We start from the raw sequence: 16022 nt of genomic DNA, 5'->3' as shown, positions 1-16022 counted from the left end.
CGGTGCGCGCCGGGGGCGGCCGCGCGCAGCGCTTCGGGCGACGCGACGGGCGGCTCCCAGGCGAGCGGCGCGGCCGCGAGGCCCCACGTCAGCGCGCCGATGTTGGGGATCTCCGCGAACGGCGGCCCCATCGGCTCGACGGCGACGATCGCCTTGACCAGACCGGGCCGGCGATCCGCCACCAGCCAGCCGACCGGCCCGGACGCCGAATGCGTCAGCAGGATCGCCGGGCCGATGCGGTCCAGCAGCTTGCCGATCCGGTCCGCCTCCATGTCCTCGGAAAACGCGAGATCGGCAGGAAGCGGGCCGTAACCGGCGATGAATGCGTCCATCGAGGCGTCGTCGTCCTGGGCGAACGGCCATTGCGTGTGGCGATCAGCGTATTCGGCCGGGAAGTAGATGCGGCGGCCGTGCTCGTAGGAAAACGGCGGCCCCATCGGCCCCAGCGTGTCGACGTGGAACGGCGAGCGCCCCTGCCCCGGACGGTCCGCCACCAGCACCGCATACCCAGCTTCCACGAGACGCTGCGCCCAGCCGGGGCGACCGTCCGGCGTATCGAACCACTCGGTGCCCTGATAGCCACCGCCGTGCAGCAGCACGATCGGCCAGGGGCGCGTCACCTGCTCCGGCGCTTCCCATTCGACGAACAGCGGGCCGCTTTGGTAGGTCTGTCCGTCTCGTTCGATCCGGTCGCCCGGAATCCACATGTGGCCGCGCCGCACGGTGCGCGGGGCCGCGTTTTCCCAGAAAGCCATGATGATTTCCCTGTTTTCGATGTGAGCCGCGTGTGCGTGATGCATCGCGCCGGTCAGAGCCGGACGACGCGCGAGCGCGTTGGAGCAAGATCGGTGAACGCGGGCACGTCGGCCATGACCGCCGCCGCTTCCGGCGAGCCGAACGCGGCGTCGATCGCCGCCTCGTCGCAGAAACGGCATTCGCAGATCACGAGCGTGCCGGCGGCGGCCCGCGTGAACGCGGGGAAGAACGCCTCGACACGCTCGAGGCCGTAGCGCCGCCAGGCCGCCATCACGAGCGGCAGATGACGTTCGACGTAGTAGCGGCGATCGAAGCGATCGTCAGGCGTGCCTTCGTAGGCGACGTACACGATGGGTAAAGCGATAGGCGACATGACACGCTCCGTTCTGAACGGAACGCAGTCTCGCAAATTCATTTACGTTGAACAATTCACTAAAATGAGAACCGTCCATTCATTTTTGTTGGGGTGTGGGTATGGAGTGGAGCGATGTCAGGATCTTCCTCGCGATCGCGCGCGCCGGGACGCTCGGCGCCGCCGCGCGCGCGGTGAATCTCAGCCAGCCGACCGTCGGGCGGCGGCTTCGCGCGCTCGAGGCATCGATGGGACAGGTGCTGTTCCAGCGCACCGCGGACGGCTTCGTTCTGACCGAGGAAGGCACCGCGATCCTGACGCTCGCCGAGCAGATGGAAGACGGCGCGTTGAGCATCGAACGGCGGCTGACCGGCGAGCAGCAGGCGCTGGAAGGCACGCTCAGGGTGTCGTCGGCCGACTGGTTCGGCGCCTACGTGCTGCCGCCCGTGATCGCCGCCTATGCGCGCGATTTCCCGCTGGTCGAAATCGAGATCCTGACCGGATCACGGCTGTTCAATCTCGCGCAGCGCGAAGCGGACATCGCGTTTCGCATCGTTCCGTTCGAAGGGCGCGACATCGTGCAAAAGCGTCTGACCGAGATGCGATACGGCGCCTACGTCGCGGCCGCGAGCGCCGACCCGGTGGAAGGCGACGGCGCGGGGCAACGCCTGATCGCGATGGACACCTCGACCGGCAGCTTTCCCGATATCGACTGGCTGAAGGAGCGCTTCCCCAACGCGAGCGTGGTGCTGCAGTCGAACAATCGCAACGTGCAGGCGCAGATGTGCGGCATGGGCCTGGGCATCGCCGTCCTGCCGCGCCCCGTCGGCGATCGGCTCGCGACCATTCGCCGGCTCGATCTGCGCGACGCGCCGCCGTCGAGAGACATCTGGATGGGCTACCACCGCGATCTCCGGCGGCTGCAGCGGTTGCGCGCGTTCGTGGATCTCGCGGTCGCGCATGTGGGGGGGTAGATTTTTTTGGGGGCCTTCGCGTCGCCCCCGATTCGAGGCGGTCAGTCGTCCGCTTCGATCTCGGCCGTGTCCCACCGCCCGAGGCGAACCGACTTGGCGAGCATGCCGAGTGTCAACGGCACGCGCGGTGGCCAAGCGCGTCCCGGGCGAAGGCTTCCAGGCGACTCCATGCGTCGTCCGGCATCGGAACTCCCGATCGGCAGGTTGAACGATACGGTTATAAGTCCGATCTCCGCGCGCTCGACACTTCACCGTATCGCCCCCAAGCGCACCGCACCATCCAGATCGACAAATTCCCGATAAAAAAACCGCCGAAGCGAGCCTTGTAAAGGCATCGCACAAAGACCAACAGATCGAAACAGCTAGGCTATACTTCCCGCGATGAAAATTCTGCGGTCACTGTTCGTCTTGCTGCTGTGCGCGATGCTGCCCCTCAGTGGGCTGGCAGCCAGCGGTGCGACAGGCGCGTGCCCGATGGAATCCAGCATGGCCGGCGACACCGCCGCCCTGTCGTCCGAAATGTCCGGCTGCGATTCGATGAGCCCATCGTCGAGCGAACACGGCAAGTCGAAAGGATCGCCGTGCAAGGCAAGCGCCCAATGTCAGATGGGCAGCCTCTACCACCCCGTTTCGTCTCCCTCCGTGACTCGGCCCGCCGGGTCGTTTCGCCCCGCCCGCTTCCACTACACGCAGTCGCTCTCCATCCGCGAGCCGGATGGCCTCTGGCGTCCACCGCAGCCCCTCTAACTCCATCGTTCCGGTTAGCCGCCTTTGCGCGGTGATGTCGTCCCGTTTCGGGACGTGAGTTCGCGTGTCCGCCCGCTTGGCACACGCGGCTCGACCCTTCGAGGTTAGAACATGCCTTTCACCATTGGCACGCCCGCACGCCGGCGGGCCCGGACTCGCTCGTGCGCGGTCCTTTTCGCATTCGGCCTGCTGAGTGGCCGTGCGGCGCACGCAGAGGACACGGGCTTGACGCTCGACGAAGCGCTGCACATCGCGACCAGCCGCTCGTCGTCGATCCAGGCTGCACAGGCCGCTGTCCGGGGCAGCGCGGACGTGGTCGTCAAAGCAGGGCAACTGCCCAATCCCACGCTGAATCTCGGTGTTCAGGACCTGCCGATCAATGGCCCCAATGCCGTCACGATCGGACAGGACAACTTCACGATGCGAGGCATCGGCATCCAGCAGGAATGGGTGTCGCCCGAAAAGCGCCGGCTGCGGACGGCGCTGGCCGAGCGTACCGTCGAACGCGACACCTCCACCTACCTCGAAAAGGTGGCCGAGGTCCGTCAGCAAGCCGCCATGGCCTGGCTGAACGCCATCTACGCGAAGCAGGCCGTCACCCTGAACCGGGCGCTGGTGGATCACCTGAGCCAGGAACTGGCGGCAAGGCAGGCGTCCTACCGCGGCGCGAAAGGAACGGCGGTCGATGTCGCGCAAGCCGGCCTGACGCTCGGCAATGCGCGCGACGAGCTGATCGGCGCCCAGCAGGACGAGAAGACCGCGTTGATCACGCTGTCGCGCTGGACGGGAGCGGGCAACGTGCTGGAAGTTGCCGGCACGCCGCCGGAACCCGAATCGCGGGTTGCCGGCTTGAGCCCCGATCAACTGGCTCGGGTTCAGCCTGCCTTGATCGCAGCCCGCGCCGCCGTCTCGCTCGCGGATGCCGACACGGACATCGCCCGAAGCAACCGGAGTCCGAACTGGACCTGGGGCCTGACGTACTTCAAAAGCGGCGGACGGTTTCCGGACTACGTGTCGGCAGGCGTGACGATCCCCTTGCCGGTCCACCGCGGCAGCGTCGAAGACCGCGACGTCGAGCAGAAATCGGAGATGGGGACACAGGCGCGGCTCACATACGAGGACACGGCGCGCCAAGTCGCCGCCGATATCCGGAGCCTCGCGGTCAGGCTCGCCAGCGGCCGGGAACGGCTGGCCAATGCACGTCAGACCATTCTTCCGGTCGCCGAACAGAAAATGCAACTCGCCGATGCCGCGTACCGGTCGGGCGCGGGCACGCTCTCCGACGCGCTGGATGCGAGACATACCCGGCTCGAAGCGGATCTTCAGGTGTTGAAGCTGCAACGGGACGTTTCCCTCATCTGGGCGCAACTGGAATACCAGGTTCTGCCGCCCGACCTGATCTCCGGCCAGTAGCGAGCACACCATGAACCAGAAACTGATCGCAGGCGCCGTTGCGGCGGGATTCGCCGCAGCCGTGCTGTCGGGCGCCGGCTATGTCGTCGGCTCGCGTCGTGCCGCACCCGCGGCATCCATGGCGTCGGGCGCGGCCGGGATGCCTGCCGCATCCCCGGCAGCAAGAAACGACGTCGATCCCAAGACCGGCAGGAAAGTGCTGTATTGGCACGATCCGATGGTGCCGAACCAGCACTTCGACAAGCCCGGCAAATCGCCCTTCATGGACATGCAGCTTCAGCCCGTCTTCGCGGACGAAGGCGGTTCGAGCGGCGTCAGGATCGACGCCGCGCTTGAACAGAATCTCGGCATTCGATACGCAACCGTGGTGCGTCGGGACATCGACGAAGGGTTCGACGCGATCGGCACCACCCGGTTCGACGAGTCGATGGCCAACGTCGTCCAGTCGCGCGTGACGGGGTATATCGACCGCCTGTACGCCAGCGCCCCGATGCAACGGGTCGCGAAGGGCGCGCCGATCGCGTCGCTGTTCGTTCCCGACTGGCTGGCGCCGCAGGAAGACTACCTGGCGCTGAAACGCGGCGGCATGGATGCCGGCCTGCTTGCCGCGGCGCGGGCGCGCATGCAGGCGCTCTCGATCCCCGACGCGATGATCGCGAGCCTCGACCGGACAGGCCGGGCGCAGGCCCACGTCACGCTGTTCGCGCCGCAGGCGGGCGTCCTGACCGAGCTCGATGTACGCAACGGCGCGATGGTGTCGCCGGGACAAACGCTGGCCAAAATCGCGCCGCTGTCGAAGCTGTGGCTGATCGTCGAGATACCCGAGTCGCTCGCCTTGCGGGTGCAGCCCGGCATGACGGTCGACGCGGCGGTCGCCGCCGACGCCTCGCAGCACTTCAGTGGTCGCATTCGTGAAATCCTGCCGGGCATCAGCGCCGACAGCCGGACTCTGCAGGCGCGGCTCGAAATAGACAATGCCGGATTCAGGCTGACGCCGGGCATGCTGATGCGCGCGCACGTCAAGGGAGCGAAGCCCGTCCCGCGGCTGCTCGTGCCGTCCGAAGCGGTGATCACGACGGGCAAGCGGTCGATCGTCATCGTCAGGAACGATAGCGGCCGGCTGCGGCCTGTCGAAATCACGGTCGGCCAGGACAGCGGGGACAGCACCGAGGTGACGAGCGGGTTGACCGAGGGCCAGCGGATCGTCGTATCGGGCCAGTTCCTGATCGACTCGGAAGCGAGCCTGACCTCCGTGCTGCCCAAACTCGAAGGCGGCGCGGCACCCGGAATGCCGACCTCGACGCCGGCCTCGACGCCGGCTTCGGCCGCGACACCCGCGATCGCGCAAACCTACCAGACCACCGGCAAGGTGGAAAAAGTCACCGCCGGCGACATGACGGTCTCGCACCAGCCCGTTCCGGCGCTGGGCTGGGGCGCAATGACCATGACCTTCGGCAAACCGTCCGCGACCGCCTTCCCCGGGATCAAGGCAGGCGACGCCGTGCATTTCGTCTTCAGGCAGTCGGATGACGGCTACCAGTTGACGCGCGTCGAACCGATCGGAGGCAAGCCATGATTGCACGCATCATTCGCTGGTCGATCGGCAACCGCTTCCTCGTGCTGCTCGCGACGGCGCTCGTCGCCGCATGGGGCGTGGTTTCGCTGGTTCGCACGCCACTCGACGCGCTGCCCGATCTGTCCGACACGCAGGTCATCATCAAGGCCTCGTATCCCGGCAAGGCGCCGCAAGTCGTCGAGGATCAGGTGACGTATCCGCTCACGACGACGCTGCTGGGGGTGCCGGGCGCCACCGCCATCCGCGCCTATTCGTCGTTCGGGGATGCGTTCGTCTATGTGCTGTTCGACGACAGGACGGATCAATACTGGGCGCGGTCGCGCGTGCTCGAATACCTGAACCAGGTGCAGAGCCGCTTGCCGCCCGGCGCCACCGTGTCCCTCGGACCCGACGCGACGGGCGTGGGCTGGGTCTACGAATACGCACTGGTGGACCGCACGGGACAACACGATCTCGGACAGCTTCGCGCCTTGAACGACTGGTTTCTGAAGTTCGAGCTCAAAGCCGTGCCGAACGTGTCCGAAGTCGCCAGCATCGGCGGCATGGTGCGGCAGTACCAGGTTGTGCTCGATCCGGACAGGCTTCGCGCTTACGGCATGACCCAGAGTGCCGTCGCGGACGCCATCGGCAAGGCCAACCAGGAATCCGGCGGGTCGGTGGTCGAACTGGCCGAATCCGAGTACATGGTCCGGTCATCGGGCTATCTGCGCTCGCTCGACGACTTTCGGCGCATCGTGCTGCGGACGAACGACACGGGCACGCCGGTCCTGCTCGGCGACGTCGCCCGCGTCCAGATCGGCCCGGAAATGCGCCGCGGCGTCGCCGAACTCAATGGCGAGGGCGAAGTGGCGGGCGGGGTCATCGTCATGCGCTCGGGGAAGAACGCGCTGGCGACCATCGAGGGCGTCAAGGCGAAGCTCGCCGATCTGAAGAAATCCCTGCCGCCGGGCGTCGAGGTGGTCACGACCTACGACCGCTCGCAGCTCATCGAACGGGCGGTCGACAACCTCAGGGACAAGCTCGTCGAGGAGTTCGTCATCGTCGGCCTGGTCTGTGCGGTGTTCCTGTTCCATCTGCGCAGTGCGTTCGTCGCGATCCTGTCGTTGCCGCTCGGGGTGCTGGCCGCGTTCATCGTGATGCGCTATCAGGGCGTCAACGCCAACCTGATGTCGCTGGGCGGCATTGCGATCGCGATCGGCGCCATGATCGATGCGGCCATCGTGATGATCGAGAATGCGCACAAGCATCTGGAAGCGCACGACCGCCTGCACCCCGATACGCCGATCGCAACCGCCCGGCGATGGGAGCTGATCGCGCAATCCGCAGCCGAGGTCGGCCCCGCGCTGTTCTTCTCGCTGCTGATCATCACGCTGTCGTTCATCCCGGTGTTCTCGCTCGACGGTCAGGAAGGCAAACTGTTCGCGCCGCTCGCCTTCACCAAGACCTACACGATCGCCGCCGCCGCCGGGTTGTCCGTCACGCTCGTGCCGGTACTGATGGGCTATCTGATCCGCGGCCGGATTCCGCCCGAGCATGCCAATCCGATCAACCGCGTGCTGATCCGCCTGTATCGTCCGGCGCTCGAAGCGACCCTGCGCCGCCCGTGGGTCGCCATCGGGCTGGCGGTCGCGGCGCTCGCCGTCACCGTGGCGCCGATGTCGCGGCTCGGAGCCGAATTCATGCCGCCGCTCGACGAAGGCGACCTGCTCTACATGCCGACCGCCTTGCCGGGCATCTCGGCGGACAAGGCCGCCGAACTGCTCCAGCAGACGGATCGCCTCATCAAGACTGTGCCCGAGGTGAAGACGGTGTTCGGCAAGTCGGGGCGCGCCGACACGGCGACCGATCCCGCGCCGTTCGAGATGTTCGAGACCACCATCCAGTTCAAGCCGCGCAGCGAATGGCGGCCGGGCATGACACCGGAAAAGCTGGTGGACGAGCTCGATGCGCGGGTGAAGATCCCGGGCCTGTCGAACGTCTGGGTGCCGCCGATCCGCAATCGGCTGGACATGCTGTCGACCGGGATCAAGACGCCCGTCGGCGTGAAGATCTCCGGCGCGGATCTCGGGCAGATCGACAGGATCGCCACGCAGGTCGAATCCGTCCTGAAGCACGTTCCCGGCGTCACGTCGGCACTGGCGGAACGCCTGAACGGCGGTCACTACATCGATGTCGACATCGACCGCCTCGCGGCCGCCCGCTATGGCCTGTCGGTGACCGACATCCAGTCCGTCGTGTCGACGGCGATCGGCGGCGACAACCTGGGCGAGGTGATCGCGGGACGCGAGCGCTTCCCGATCAACCTCCGCTATCCGCGGGAAATCCGCGACTCGGTCGACGCCATACGGCGGTTGCCGGTCGTCACGAACCGCGGCGCACAGATCGCGCTGGGGGACGTCGCCACGATCGGGATCTCGGACGGGCCGCCGATGATCCGCAGCGAGAACGCCCGGCTTTCAGGCTACGTCTACGTCGACATTCGCGACACCGACCTGCAATCGGCGGTGAAGGCCATGCAGCTCGCCGTCGCACGGCAGGTTGTCCTGCCGCCGGGATATTCGATCGCGTGGTCCGGGCAGTTCGAGTATCTGGAGCGGGCCGCCGCGAAGCTGCGCATCGTGATTCCGGTGACCCTCGTCGTCATCTTCGTGCTGCTGTTCCTGACGTTCGATTCGGCGGCGGACGCCCTGTTGCTGATGTCGACCGTGCCGTTCGCGCTGGTTGGCGGGTTCTGGCTGATCTGGATCCTCGGGCACGCGGTATCGGTGGCCACCGCGGTGGGATTCATCGCGCTGTCGGGCGTGGCGGCCGAATTCGGTGTCGTGATGCTGCTGTATCTGAAGGGCGCGCTGAACCGCCGGCTCGACGCAGGCCAGCCCTTTACCGAGGCCACCCTGGTCGACGCCATTCGCGAGGGCGCGGTGCTGCGCGTGCGGCCCAAGGCGATGACCGTCGCGGTGGTGCTGGCGGGCCTGATCCCGATCATGCTCGGCCATGGCTCGGGCTCCGAAGTCATGCAGCGGATTGCCGCGCCGATGGTTGGCGGCATGGTGACCGCCCCGCTGCTGTCGATGCTCGTCATTCCGGCGGCCTGGATGCTGCTGCAACGCCGCCGCATCAAGCATGCACAGGCCAACACGCAGGAACCGCCGCAACCCCACGCAGTCCCCCCTGGCACGTTCGTGCCGAACATTCACTCTGGAGAAAAGCAATGAAGCAGTCGATCACCCTCACCGCCACCTTCTGCGCGGGCCTCGCGCTCGCCGGGGCGGCGCTGGCCGCCGACGACATGGCCGGCATGAAGATGAACGCCGCCGCAACCGGCGCCGGGGCGCCCAACGACGCCGTGCTCACCGATGCGGTCGTCAGGAAGGTGAACGCATCGACCGGCATGGTGACGCTTCAGCACGGCGAGCTGAAGAACATCGGAATGTCGCCGATGACGATGGCCTACAAGGCCAAGGATGCGGCAATGGTCAAACAAGCGAAGGAAGGCGAAAAGGTCAAGGTTCGCGTTGAAAACGTGAACGGCACGCCGACCATCGTGACACTTCTGAAGCAGTAAGCGCCCGCGGCCGTACGGCAATGCGTCGGCGCGCCGTTCCGGCGCCGGCGCATTGCCGCGGCTCCGCGATGCCGGAAGTCGCACGCGATGCAACGCGGCGCGTCGCCGTGCCGCTCGCCTCGCGAGGTTCGAAGCTGGACGGATTCGGCCGCCCAGGTGCAGCGCGCCCGCGCGACCGAATCAACGCGCCCCTTTCAAGACCCGATCGAAAAACCCGATCATCGTCGCCCAGCCGCGCTCCGCGCTGGCCGCATCGAACACCGGGAAATCCGGCTTCATCCATCCGTGCGCGGCGCCCGCGTAGGTCTCGGCGGTGTACTGCACGCCGGCGGCGTCGAGCGCGCTTTCGAAACGCTGCGCCATCTCGGGCGGATAGAGGCGGTCGGCATCCGCCGCCGCGATATAGACCTCCGCCTTCAGGCGCGGCGCGAACCGGTGCGGGCTGTCGGGCTGATCGGTCGCCAGGTTGCCGCCGTGAAAGCTCGCCGCGGCGGCGAAGCGCTCGGGGTAGGTTCCCGCCGCCGCAATCGCCATCCCCCCGCCCATGCAGAACCCGACCGCGCCGATCCGCTCGCCCAGCACGTCGTCGCGCGTGGAGAGGTAACGCAGCAGCGCGCCGGTGTCGTCGGCGGCCTTCGCGTTGCCGGTGGTGGCCATGAGCGGGCCGATCACCGCCATGAAATCGCCCTTGAACAATTCGATGGGATCGAGCGGGCCGTAAGCGCCGTGGCGATAGAACAGGTCGGGCAGCAGCACCACGTAACCGGCGTCGGCGAGGCGTTGCGCCATCTGCTTCGCCCCCGGCCGGATGCCGCCCGCATCCATGTAGAACACGATGGCGGGCGCCGGCCTTGCCGCCGCGCCCGTGAATACATAAACCGGACACACGCCGTCCTGCGTGGTCACGTCCACCTTTTCCTGCGCCATGAAATCGCCTCCGATCGGGTTGTCGACATGCTTGCTGGCATGCCGCGATTCTATTCGACGCGGCGTGCAGCGGTGGCGCTCGCACCGAAGATTCGCGTAGTGCGACCGCATGGCGGACGTGATGGAGGAACGGCTGACGTGCACGCTGCCGACGCGCGAGATCGGCCCGTGTCGGGTCGCTCGCGACAGCGAACGCAAGGAAAACGCCGGGGCGTCGGCAAAACGGGTGAACCAGGGCCGCGTCCAAGCCCCGACGCTACGCGTTCCTAAGCGAAACTCGCGTTCACTCGATACGCTTCCGGCAGCGCCAGGATGTCTTCCCGTACTGCCGCGCGAACGAGGCCGAGAAACTCCTGCACCAGCGGCTTGCCGGCATTGCTCTGCGTATGCAGGAAATAGCCGCGCGCATACATCGCCGGTTCGAACGGCAGCAGCACGACCTGCTGCGGCGCGGTGTGCAGCGTGGCGAGCCCGTTCGTCAGGCCGATGCCGAGCCCGCGCGACACCATCGACATGATCAGCGACGCATACGGCGTTTCGATCGCCGGCACCTGATCGACGCCGGCCGCGCGCAGCACGCGGTCGATCGGCGCGCGCGGCTCGTCCGCATACGACGGCAGGATCAGGCGTTCGTTGCGCAGGTCGCTCGCCACCAGCTTGCTGCGCGACGCGAGCGGATGCCCGGCCGGCAGCGCGCACAGCAGCGGCAGGCGGAACAGATCCTCGGACATCACCGCATAGGCTTCCGGCTCGACCGAGCCGATGCCCACGTCGTAGTGCCCAGACGACACCCAGCGCTGCATGGTGGCTTCGCTGCGCATTTCGAGCGACACGTAGACCTGCGGATGCAGACGCACGAACTGTTCGATGACGGCCGGCATGAAGCCGAGCGCGAACAGCGGCGCGGCGACGACCCGGAGCCGCCCGGTCGCCATCGTGCGAATTTCGCGCGCCGATTGTTCGAGCATGTCGAGCCCGACGAAGCTGCGCTCGACGTCGCGATAGAACGCCGCGCCGGCCTCGGTGATCTGGATTCTGCCGCCGTTGCGCGAAAACAGCTGAAGGCCGGTGGCGGCTTCCAGTTCCGCGATCAGCCGGCTGATGCCGGGCTGCGACGTGCCGAGTTCGTCGGCCGCCGCGGTCATCGATCCGCGCAACACGACGAGCCGAAATGCCTCGATCTGCCTGACGTTCATCGTCCCCTCGCTGATGGCCCGCCGCCCAGCTTGCCATAACAAAAATGAATAGGCGGACATTTTGTCGGTATTTGCCTTTACCGGGAGCCGCCCTCAGACTCGCCTCGACGTCGACGCAGGATCGCGGGCGCGCCGCCGGCCGGCACGGGCGCCCTCACCATCATTGTTGGATTTTCGGGAGTGAACGCATGACGCAGACGTATTTCCACGTTGACGAAGACCTGGACTTCTCGCCTTCGCGGCCGGCGGATGGCCGCGACGAAGGTTCGTACGCCCGCCGCGTCTGGACGGACACCGGCACGGAGCATCCGGCCGCCGTGGCCGTGTGGCGCGCGACGCCGGGCACCTACAGCTATCCGGCCCGCGATCTGGACGAAACCTTCGTGGTGATCAGCGGCACGGCGCTGTGCCAGGTGGGTGCGGGAGAGAAGAAGGAAATCGGCCCGGGCAGCATCGTGAACATCGCCAAGGGCGAAGCGATCACCTTGCAGGTGCATACCGAGCTGCGCAAGGTGGCGACGGTGATTCCGAAGCCCTGACGTGCAGGGAGCGCGCTCGCGGATACCTCGTCGAACGCGGTATCCGGCGAGGGCGCAGCGCCCTCATCCCGCCTCAACGCCCATCGCTCGGCGTCCCTTCCTGCCCGATCCCCTCCACGAACCGCCGCAACGCGGCCGGCACCGCCGGCAGGATCTGCGCGGCAAACGCCTGCCGGTAAGGCAACCGGGAGGCGCGCAGCCGAACGACGCTGTCGCGAAGCTCGGCCGATGCGGCCAGTTCGCGCTCGATCCAGGCCGTTTGGGTCGCGCCGAGTCGGCCGTCGGCGTAGGCGATCAGTTGGCTGTCGTCGGGGGTCATGAGACGAATAGCTGGAAAAGTAGGAGGCGCCCGATTGGATCGCAACCGGGCGGGAGCGCGGGTTGGTGCGCCGTCATGCCGCCATGATAAACGGACTCGCGCCGCGCCCCAATGCCGTTCGACATGCACTGTGGCGCGCATCCGTCGCCCGCCTTCGCACGTCCGCCGTTCGCCTCAATGCCGGCTCGCGCGAAGCGCCGCCGCCTCCTCCGTGATGCGCCGCCGGAACGATTCGTTGTAGGTCGCGGAGCGCGCGGCCAGCAGCGGATCGTCGGACGGCGCGATGCCGGCCGGCAGCACCGTCGGGTCGAACACCACGTCGCGGCACGGGCCGTCGATCTGCGTCTGCGCGCGATCGATCGTCACGATGCCGGCGTCGATGCGCGGCCGGTTCGGCGACGGCGCCCAGGCGCGCGTCGAATCGTCGAGCGGGTCGCCGGGCTGCGCGACGTTCAGCACGAGATGCCAGCGCACTGGCCCGCGCGCGAGCCGCTGCGTCAGGTCGTAGGCGAGGAAATCGGGATCGCGCTGCTCGCGCGCATCGACCGGGCGGTACGCATCGTCGGGCACCACCTCCCAGCGCACGAAACGCCGCACGCCGCGCGCATCGTCCACGCGAAACGCGCTGATGCCGTAATAGCGCGCGTTGTCGTAGCCGGACGACGACGGATGCGAATCCAGATAACGCTCGAACGCGCGCGCTTCGGGGTGGGCGTCGAAAAACGCCCGCATCCTCGCGGGATCGGCGCGGCCGGTATGGGGGTCGCGCGCGTCGGCGCGCAATTGCGCGAACAGCGCCTGCGGGGTGCGCACCGCGAAGATCGGCGTGGAATTCATCGCGAGCCGCCATTGCTCGCCGCCGGGCATCGTCAAGCGCAGCGCGAAACTGCGCACCATGCCGGTGGCGTCCTCGCGGGTGGGATCGGTGCCGGGCATCGACAGGCGCCCCACCAGCGGATAGCGGCCCGGCGCGAACGCGCTGGCGCGCGACACGGCGCGGCCCGCGCCGTTGCTGTCGAAATGGCCGGTCACGCAGATGCCCTTCGCATGATTGCGGCGGAAGCCCGGATAGCGGGCGGCAGTGGATTCGAACGCATCGACGATGCGCGGCGCGTCGACGCGCGCGCTCCACCAGCCGCCGCACCAGACGAACGCGCCGGTCAGCGCGGCCGGCACGCCGAGCACGACGGCCCAGCGCAACGCCAGCGCGGCGCGTCCGATCGGCTCGCCCTCGCCACGCTCAACCGCGCCGGCCATGCTCGCCCGAATCGTCGTCGACGAGCATGGCCGAGGCGTCGCCGCGGTAAAGCCGCGCGCCGAGCGCATCGAGATCGGCCGCGCCCGCTTCGCCGAGCAGCACGTAGCCCAGCTGGCCGCGCCGCCAGCTCACGACGTTCAGGCCGTCGGCGCGGCCGTGCGACGGCGCGGCGTCGGCCATCGCCTCGTGCAGCACGCACAGCGCGACGGGCTTGCCCTGCCCCTGCATCGGCAGATAGACGATCTGCACGAGCGGCTTGCCGTGAAAGCGCAGCCGTTGCACGCGCTTGAACGCGAGGCCCTGGTCGCGCAAGTCGGGGATCCGCACCGGCAGCTTGTCGACCGCGTTGATGTCGGCGACTTCGCGGGCGGCGGCCTGCATGTCGGGTTGCAGCAAGGCGACCGTATCGCGCGTGTAAAGCTGCTGATAATCGGCGGCGGCCTTGATCCAGGGTGTCATGCCCCGGGCGTCGCCGTCCGTGTCGGCCTGCGCGACGGACTCCGCGCTCCGGTTCGACACCCCCGGTGCGAAACGCAACGCCAGCGTGCAGCAAAACGCGCCCGCGACGAACGCCACGGCGAGCGTCGGCCACGACCGGCGCGGCGTCAGGCGATGCAGGTTGCCGCTTGCGATCGCCGGCCCGGCAGCCGGCGCGGAAGCGGCATCGACCTCGCCCCGCTCCGCACGATGCCGCGCGATCAATGCATCCACCGTATGCACGAGCGACGCCGGCACGGGCGGCAGCGCCTGCCGCGCGAACGCGTCGCGATACGGCAGATCGCCCGCCCGCAACTGCGCGGCGCGCCGCGCCAATGCCTCGGATTGCTCGATGGCCGCCGCGATCCGGTCGTGCTCGGGCGCCTGCAGACTGCCGTCGACGTAGGCCAGCAGGCTGGCGTCATCGACGCTCATGGCGTGACCCGTTGCGCATGGAACGCGCGCGGGGCCGGCGCCTCGCGTTCGCCGAAGCGCGCGCCGATGGTTTGCCGCGCCCGCGACAGCCGGCTCATGACGGTGCCGATCGGCACCTCGAGCACCTCGGCGGCCTCGGCGTAGCTCATGCCTTCCACCGCCACCAGCAGCATCACGACGCGCTGCGCTTCCGGCAGCCGCTCGACGGCCGCGATGATCTCGCTGCTCATCATGGCGGATTCGGGATCGGGTGCGCCGGGATCGGGCACGGTCTCGAGAAACGCGTCGTCCCACTCCATGCTCGACCGGCTGCGCACGCTGCGCGCCTTCAGCTCGTTGATCCAGGTGGAGTGCACGATCGAGAACATCCAGCTCAGCGGCGAGGTGCCCGGCTGCAACTGATGCGCGCGCTCCAGCGCCCGCACGCAGGCGCGCTGGACCAGATCCTCGGCATCGTGCTGATTCCCGCACAGGCGAAGGGAGAATGCCCAGAGCCGCGGCAGCATGCCCGGCAGAAGCGCGGGCAAATTCTCGACATCTGCTGTTGACATGTTTGGCTGACTGAAAGCTGGCCGGCAACCGGCCAGCCGGCCGGAAACCCGCCATGGCAAAGGGTGAGGCGGAAAGTTGGCGGATTGTACAGCCGGGGGCAAACGTTTGCCGAGATCGATTGCGCCAGTCCGGTGCGAAATGCGCATGCGCTGCGGTATCCGGCGGGGCATCGCGAGGCGCGGCACGGCACGGCCTCCTGTAATAACAAGAGCTTGCGTGCGGCGTGCGTGAAATCCGCAAAATTGTAAGTAAATGCTAGCGATGCGCGATATCGATTTCCCGACCGTGCGGCCCGACATGAATGCATGCCTTTCCGTACCGGAATAGTTCGGGCTACTCAGGTGTTCTGTTGAACGAAGCCGCTGCGTGCGGGTGCGCCGGCGCGGCCCGACACGGCTTTCATCGATGCAATTCAAGCAAGCTTCCATCACCAACCTCCCCTGTCCCGCAATGAACGATTCCGTCACGCTCCCGGCCCTGCTCGCGCCCATCGACGGCGACGCGCGCACCGGCCCGAACCTCGAATACGACCCCGCGTTCGCGGCGCTCGACCAGCTCGCCACGCCGCTGCCCGAGCGCATCATGGGCGACAGCCTGAAGGCGGCCCAGGAACCGGACTGGGACCGCGTCGCGCAGGCCGCCGACGCGCTGCTGGCCCGCACCAAGGACCTGCGCGTGGCGGTGCATCTGTGCGCGGCGCGCACGCGCCTCGACGGCGTGGCGGGCTGGGCGGCGGGCCTCGCCCTGGTGCGCGGCCTGCTCGAATCGTATTGGGACGATGTCCACCCGCAACTCGACGCCGAGGACGACAACGATCCGACCGCGCGCGCCAACGCGCTGATGCCGCTCGCCGATCCGCAAAGCGTGCTCGGCTACCTGCGGCTCGCGACGTTCGTGCACTCGCCGCGGCTCGGGCGCTTCTCGCTGCGCGACCTA

Annotated in this window: 16 protein-coding genes; 8 read left to right on the top strand and 8 right to left on the bottom strand. The window is 67.8% G+C overall.

Features of this window, described 5'->3' with window-relative positions; genetic code table 11:
* Together G3N92_RS20475 and G3N92_RS20470 are read right to left on the bottom strand one after the other, a co-directional pair.
* Nucleotides 1-755, bottom strand: a 755-nt coding sequence (locus G3N92_RS20475; protein ID WP_206129404.1) for an alpha/beta fold hydrolase, incomplete at its 3' end; no start/stop codon positions are given.
* Between the two features lie 53 nt (nt 756-808).
* A complete protein-coding gene (locus G3N92_RS20470) occupies nt 809-1129 on the bottom strand; it encodes an EthD family reductase (RefSeq protein WP_206129403.1) in 321 nt (106 codons plus the stop codon).
* A gap of 101 nt (nt 1130-1230) precedes the next feature.
* On the opposite strand from G3N92_RS20470, the gene G3N92_RS20465 reads away from it, so the two are divergent.
* From G3N92_RS20465 to G3N92_RS20440, 6 genes are all read left to right on the top strand, one after another.
* The gene (locus G3N92_RS20465; RefSeq protein WP_206129402.1) at nt 1231-2082 is read left to right on the top strand and encodes a LysR family transcriptional regulator; all 852 of its coding nucleotides are present in this window, start codon (nt 1231-1233) and stop codon (nt 2080-2082) included.
* Nucleotides 2083-2463: 381 nt separating this feature from the next.
* The gene (locus G3N92_RS20460; RefSeq protein WP_206129401.1) at nt 2464-2829 is read left to right on the top strand and encodes a hypothetical protein; all 366 of its coding nucleotides are present in this window, start codon (nt 2464-2466) and stop codon (nt 2827-2829) included.
* A 111-nt stretch (nt 2830-2940) separates the two neighbouring features.
* The gene (locus tag G3N92_RS20455; RefSeq protein WP_206129400.1) at nt 2941-4242 is read left to right on the top strand and encodes a TolC family protein; all 1302 of its coding nucleotides are present in this window, start codon (nt 2941-2943) and stop codon (nt 4240-4242) included.
* Nucleotides 4243-4252: 10 nt separating this feature from the next.
* Nucleotides 4253-5818: an efflux RND transporter periplasmic adaptor subunit gene (locus G3N92_RS20450; protein WP_206129399.1), complete on the top strand. Its 1566-nt coding sequence runs from the start codon at nt 4253-4255 to the stop codon at nt 5816-5818.
* Entirely contained in the window at nt 5815-9033 is a 3219-nt protein-coding gene (locus G3N92_RS20445) for an efflux RND transporter permease subunit (protein WP_206129398.1), read from the top strand. Before G3N92_RS20450 ends, G3N92_RS20445 begins: the two co-directional genes overlap by 4 nt.
* On the top strand, nt 9030-9383 hold the full coding sequence (locus G3N92_RS20440; protein ID WP_206129397.1) for a copper-binding protein: 354 nt from the start codon (nt 9030-9032) through the stop codon (nt 9381-9383). Before G3N92_RS20445 ends, G3N92_RS20440 begins: the two co-directional genes overlap by 4 nt.
* 180 nt (nt 9384-9563) lie before the next feature.
* Here G3N92_RS20440 and G3N92_RS20435 read toward each other — a convergent pair whose 3' ends face one another.
* Both G3N92_RS20435 and G3N92_RS20430 read right to left on the bottom strand, forming a co-directional pair.
* Nucleotides 9564-10310: a dienelactone hydrolase family protein gene (locus G3N92_RS20435; protein WP_206129396.1), complete on the bottom strand. Its 747-nt coding sequence runs from the start codon at nt 10308-10310 to the stop codon at nt 9564-9566.
* A gap of 266 nt (nt 10311-10576) precedes the next feature.
* Entirely contained in the window at nt 10577-11506 is a 930-nt protein-coding gene (locus G3N92_RS20430; protein WP_206129395.1) for a LysR substrate-binding domain-containing protein, read from the bottom strand.
* Between the two features lie 188 nt (nt 11507-11694).
* Here G3N92_RS20430 and G3N92_RS20425 point away from each other — a divergent pair, with 188 nt between their 5' ends.
* The gene (locus G3N92_RS20425) at nt 11695-12045 is read left to right on the top strand and encodes a cupin domain-containing protein (RefSeq protein ID WP_206129394.1); all 351 of its coding nucleotides are present in this window, start codon (nt 11695-11697) and stop codon (nt 12043-12045) included.
* A 73-nt stretch (nt 12046-12118) separates the two neighbouring features.
* Here G3N92_RS20425 and G3N92_RS20420 read toward each other — a convergent pair whose 3' ends face one another.
* From G3N92_RS20420 to G3N92_RS20405, 4 genes are all read right to left on the bottom strand, one after another.
* Complete coding sequence (locus G3N92_RS20420) at nt 12119-12364, bottom strand: hypothetical protein (protein ID WP_206129393.1); 246 nt, start codon at nt 12362-12364, stop codon at nt 12119-12121.
* Between the two features lie 174 nt (nt 12365-12538).
* Nucleotides 12539-13621, bottom strand: a complete 1083-nt coding sequence (locus tag G3N92_RS20415) for a catalase family peroxidase (RefSeq protein ID WP_206129392.1) — start codon at nt 13619-13621, stop codon at nt 12539-12541.
* Nucleotides 13605-14534 carry an anti-sigma factor gene (locus tag G3N92_RS20410; RefSeq protein ID WP_206129391.1) on the bottom strand — a complete coding sequence of 310 codons (930 nt, stop codon included), beginning with the start codon at nt 14532-14534 and terminating at the stop codon, nt 13605-13607. Before G3N92_RS20410 ends, G3N92_RS20415 begins: the two co-directional genes overlap by 17 nt.
* Nucleotides 14531-15085 carry an RNA polymerase sigma factor gene (locus G3N92_RS20405; protein WP_206129390.1) on the bottom strand — a complete coding sequence of 185 codons (555 nt, stop codon included), beginning with the start codon at nt 15083-15085 and terminating at the stop codon, nt 14531-14533. Before G3N92_RS20405 ends, G3N92_RS20410 begins: the two co-directional genes overlap by 4 nt.
* Nucleotides 15086-15536: 451 nt before the next feature.
* Between G3N92_RS20405 and G3N92_RS20400 the strand changes: the two genes are divergently transcribed.
* On the top strand, nt 15537-16022 hold a 486-nt coding region (locus tag G3N92_RS20400), incomplete at its 3' end, for a type VI secretion system ImpA family N-terminal domain-containing protein (protein WP_206129389.1).

The organism is Burkholderia sp. Ac-20379 (assembly GCF_017104645.1).
In the GTDB taxonomy this organism is placed as follows: Bacteria; Pseudomonadota; Gammaproteobacteria; order Burkholderiales; family Burkholderiaceae; genus Burkholderia.
The sequence above is the reverse complement of the archived record's forward strand: the minus strand, read 5'-3'. Positions and strand labels throughout refer to the sequence as shown.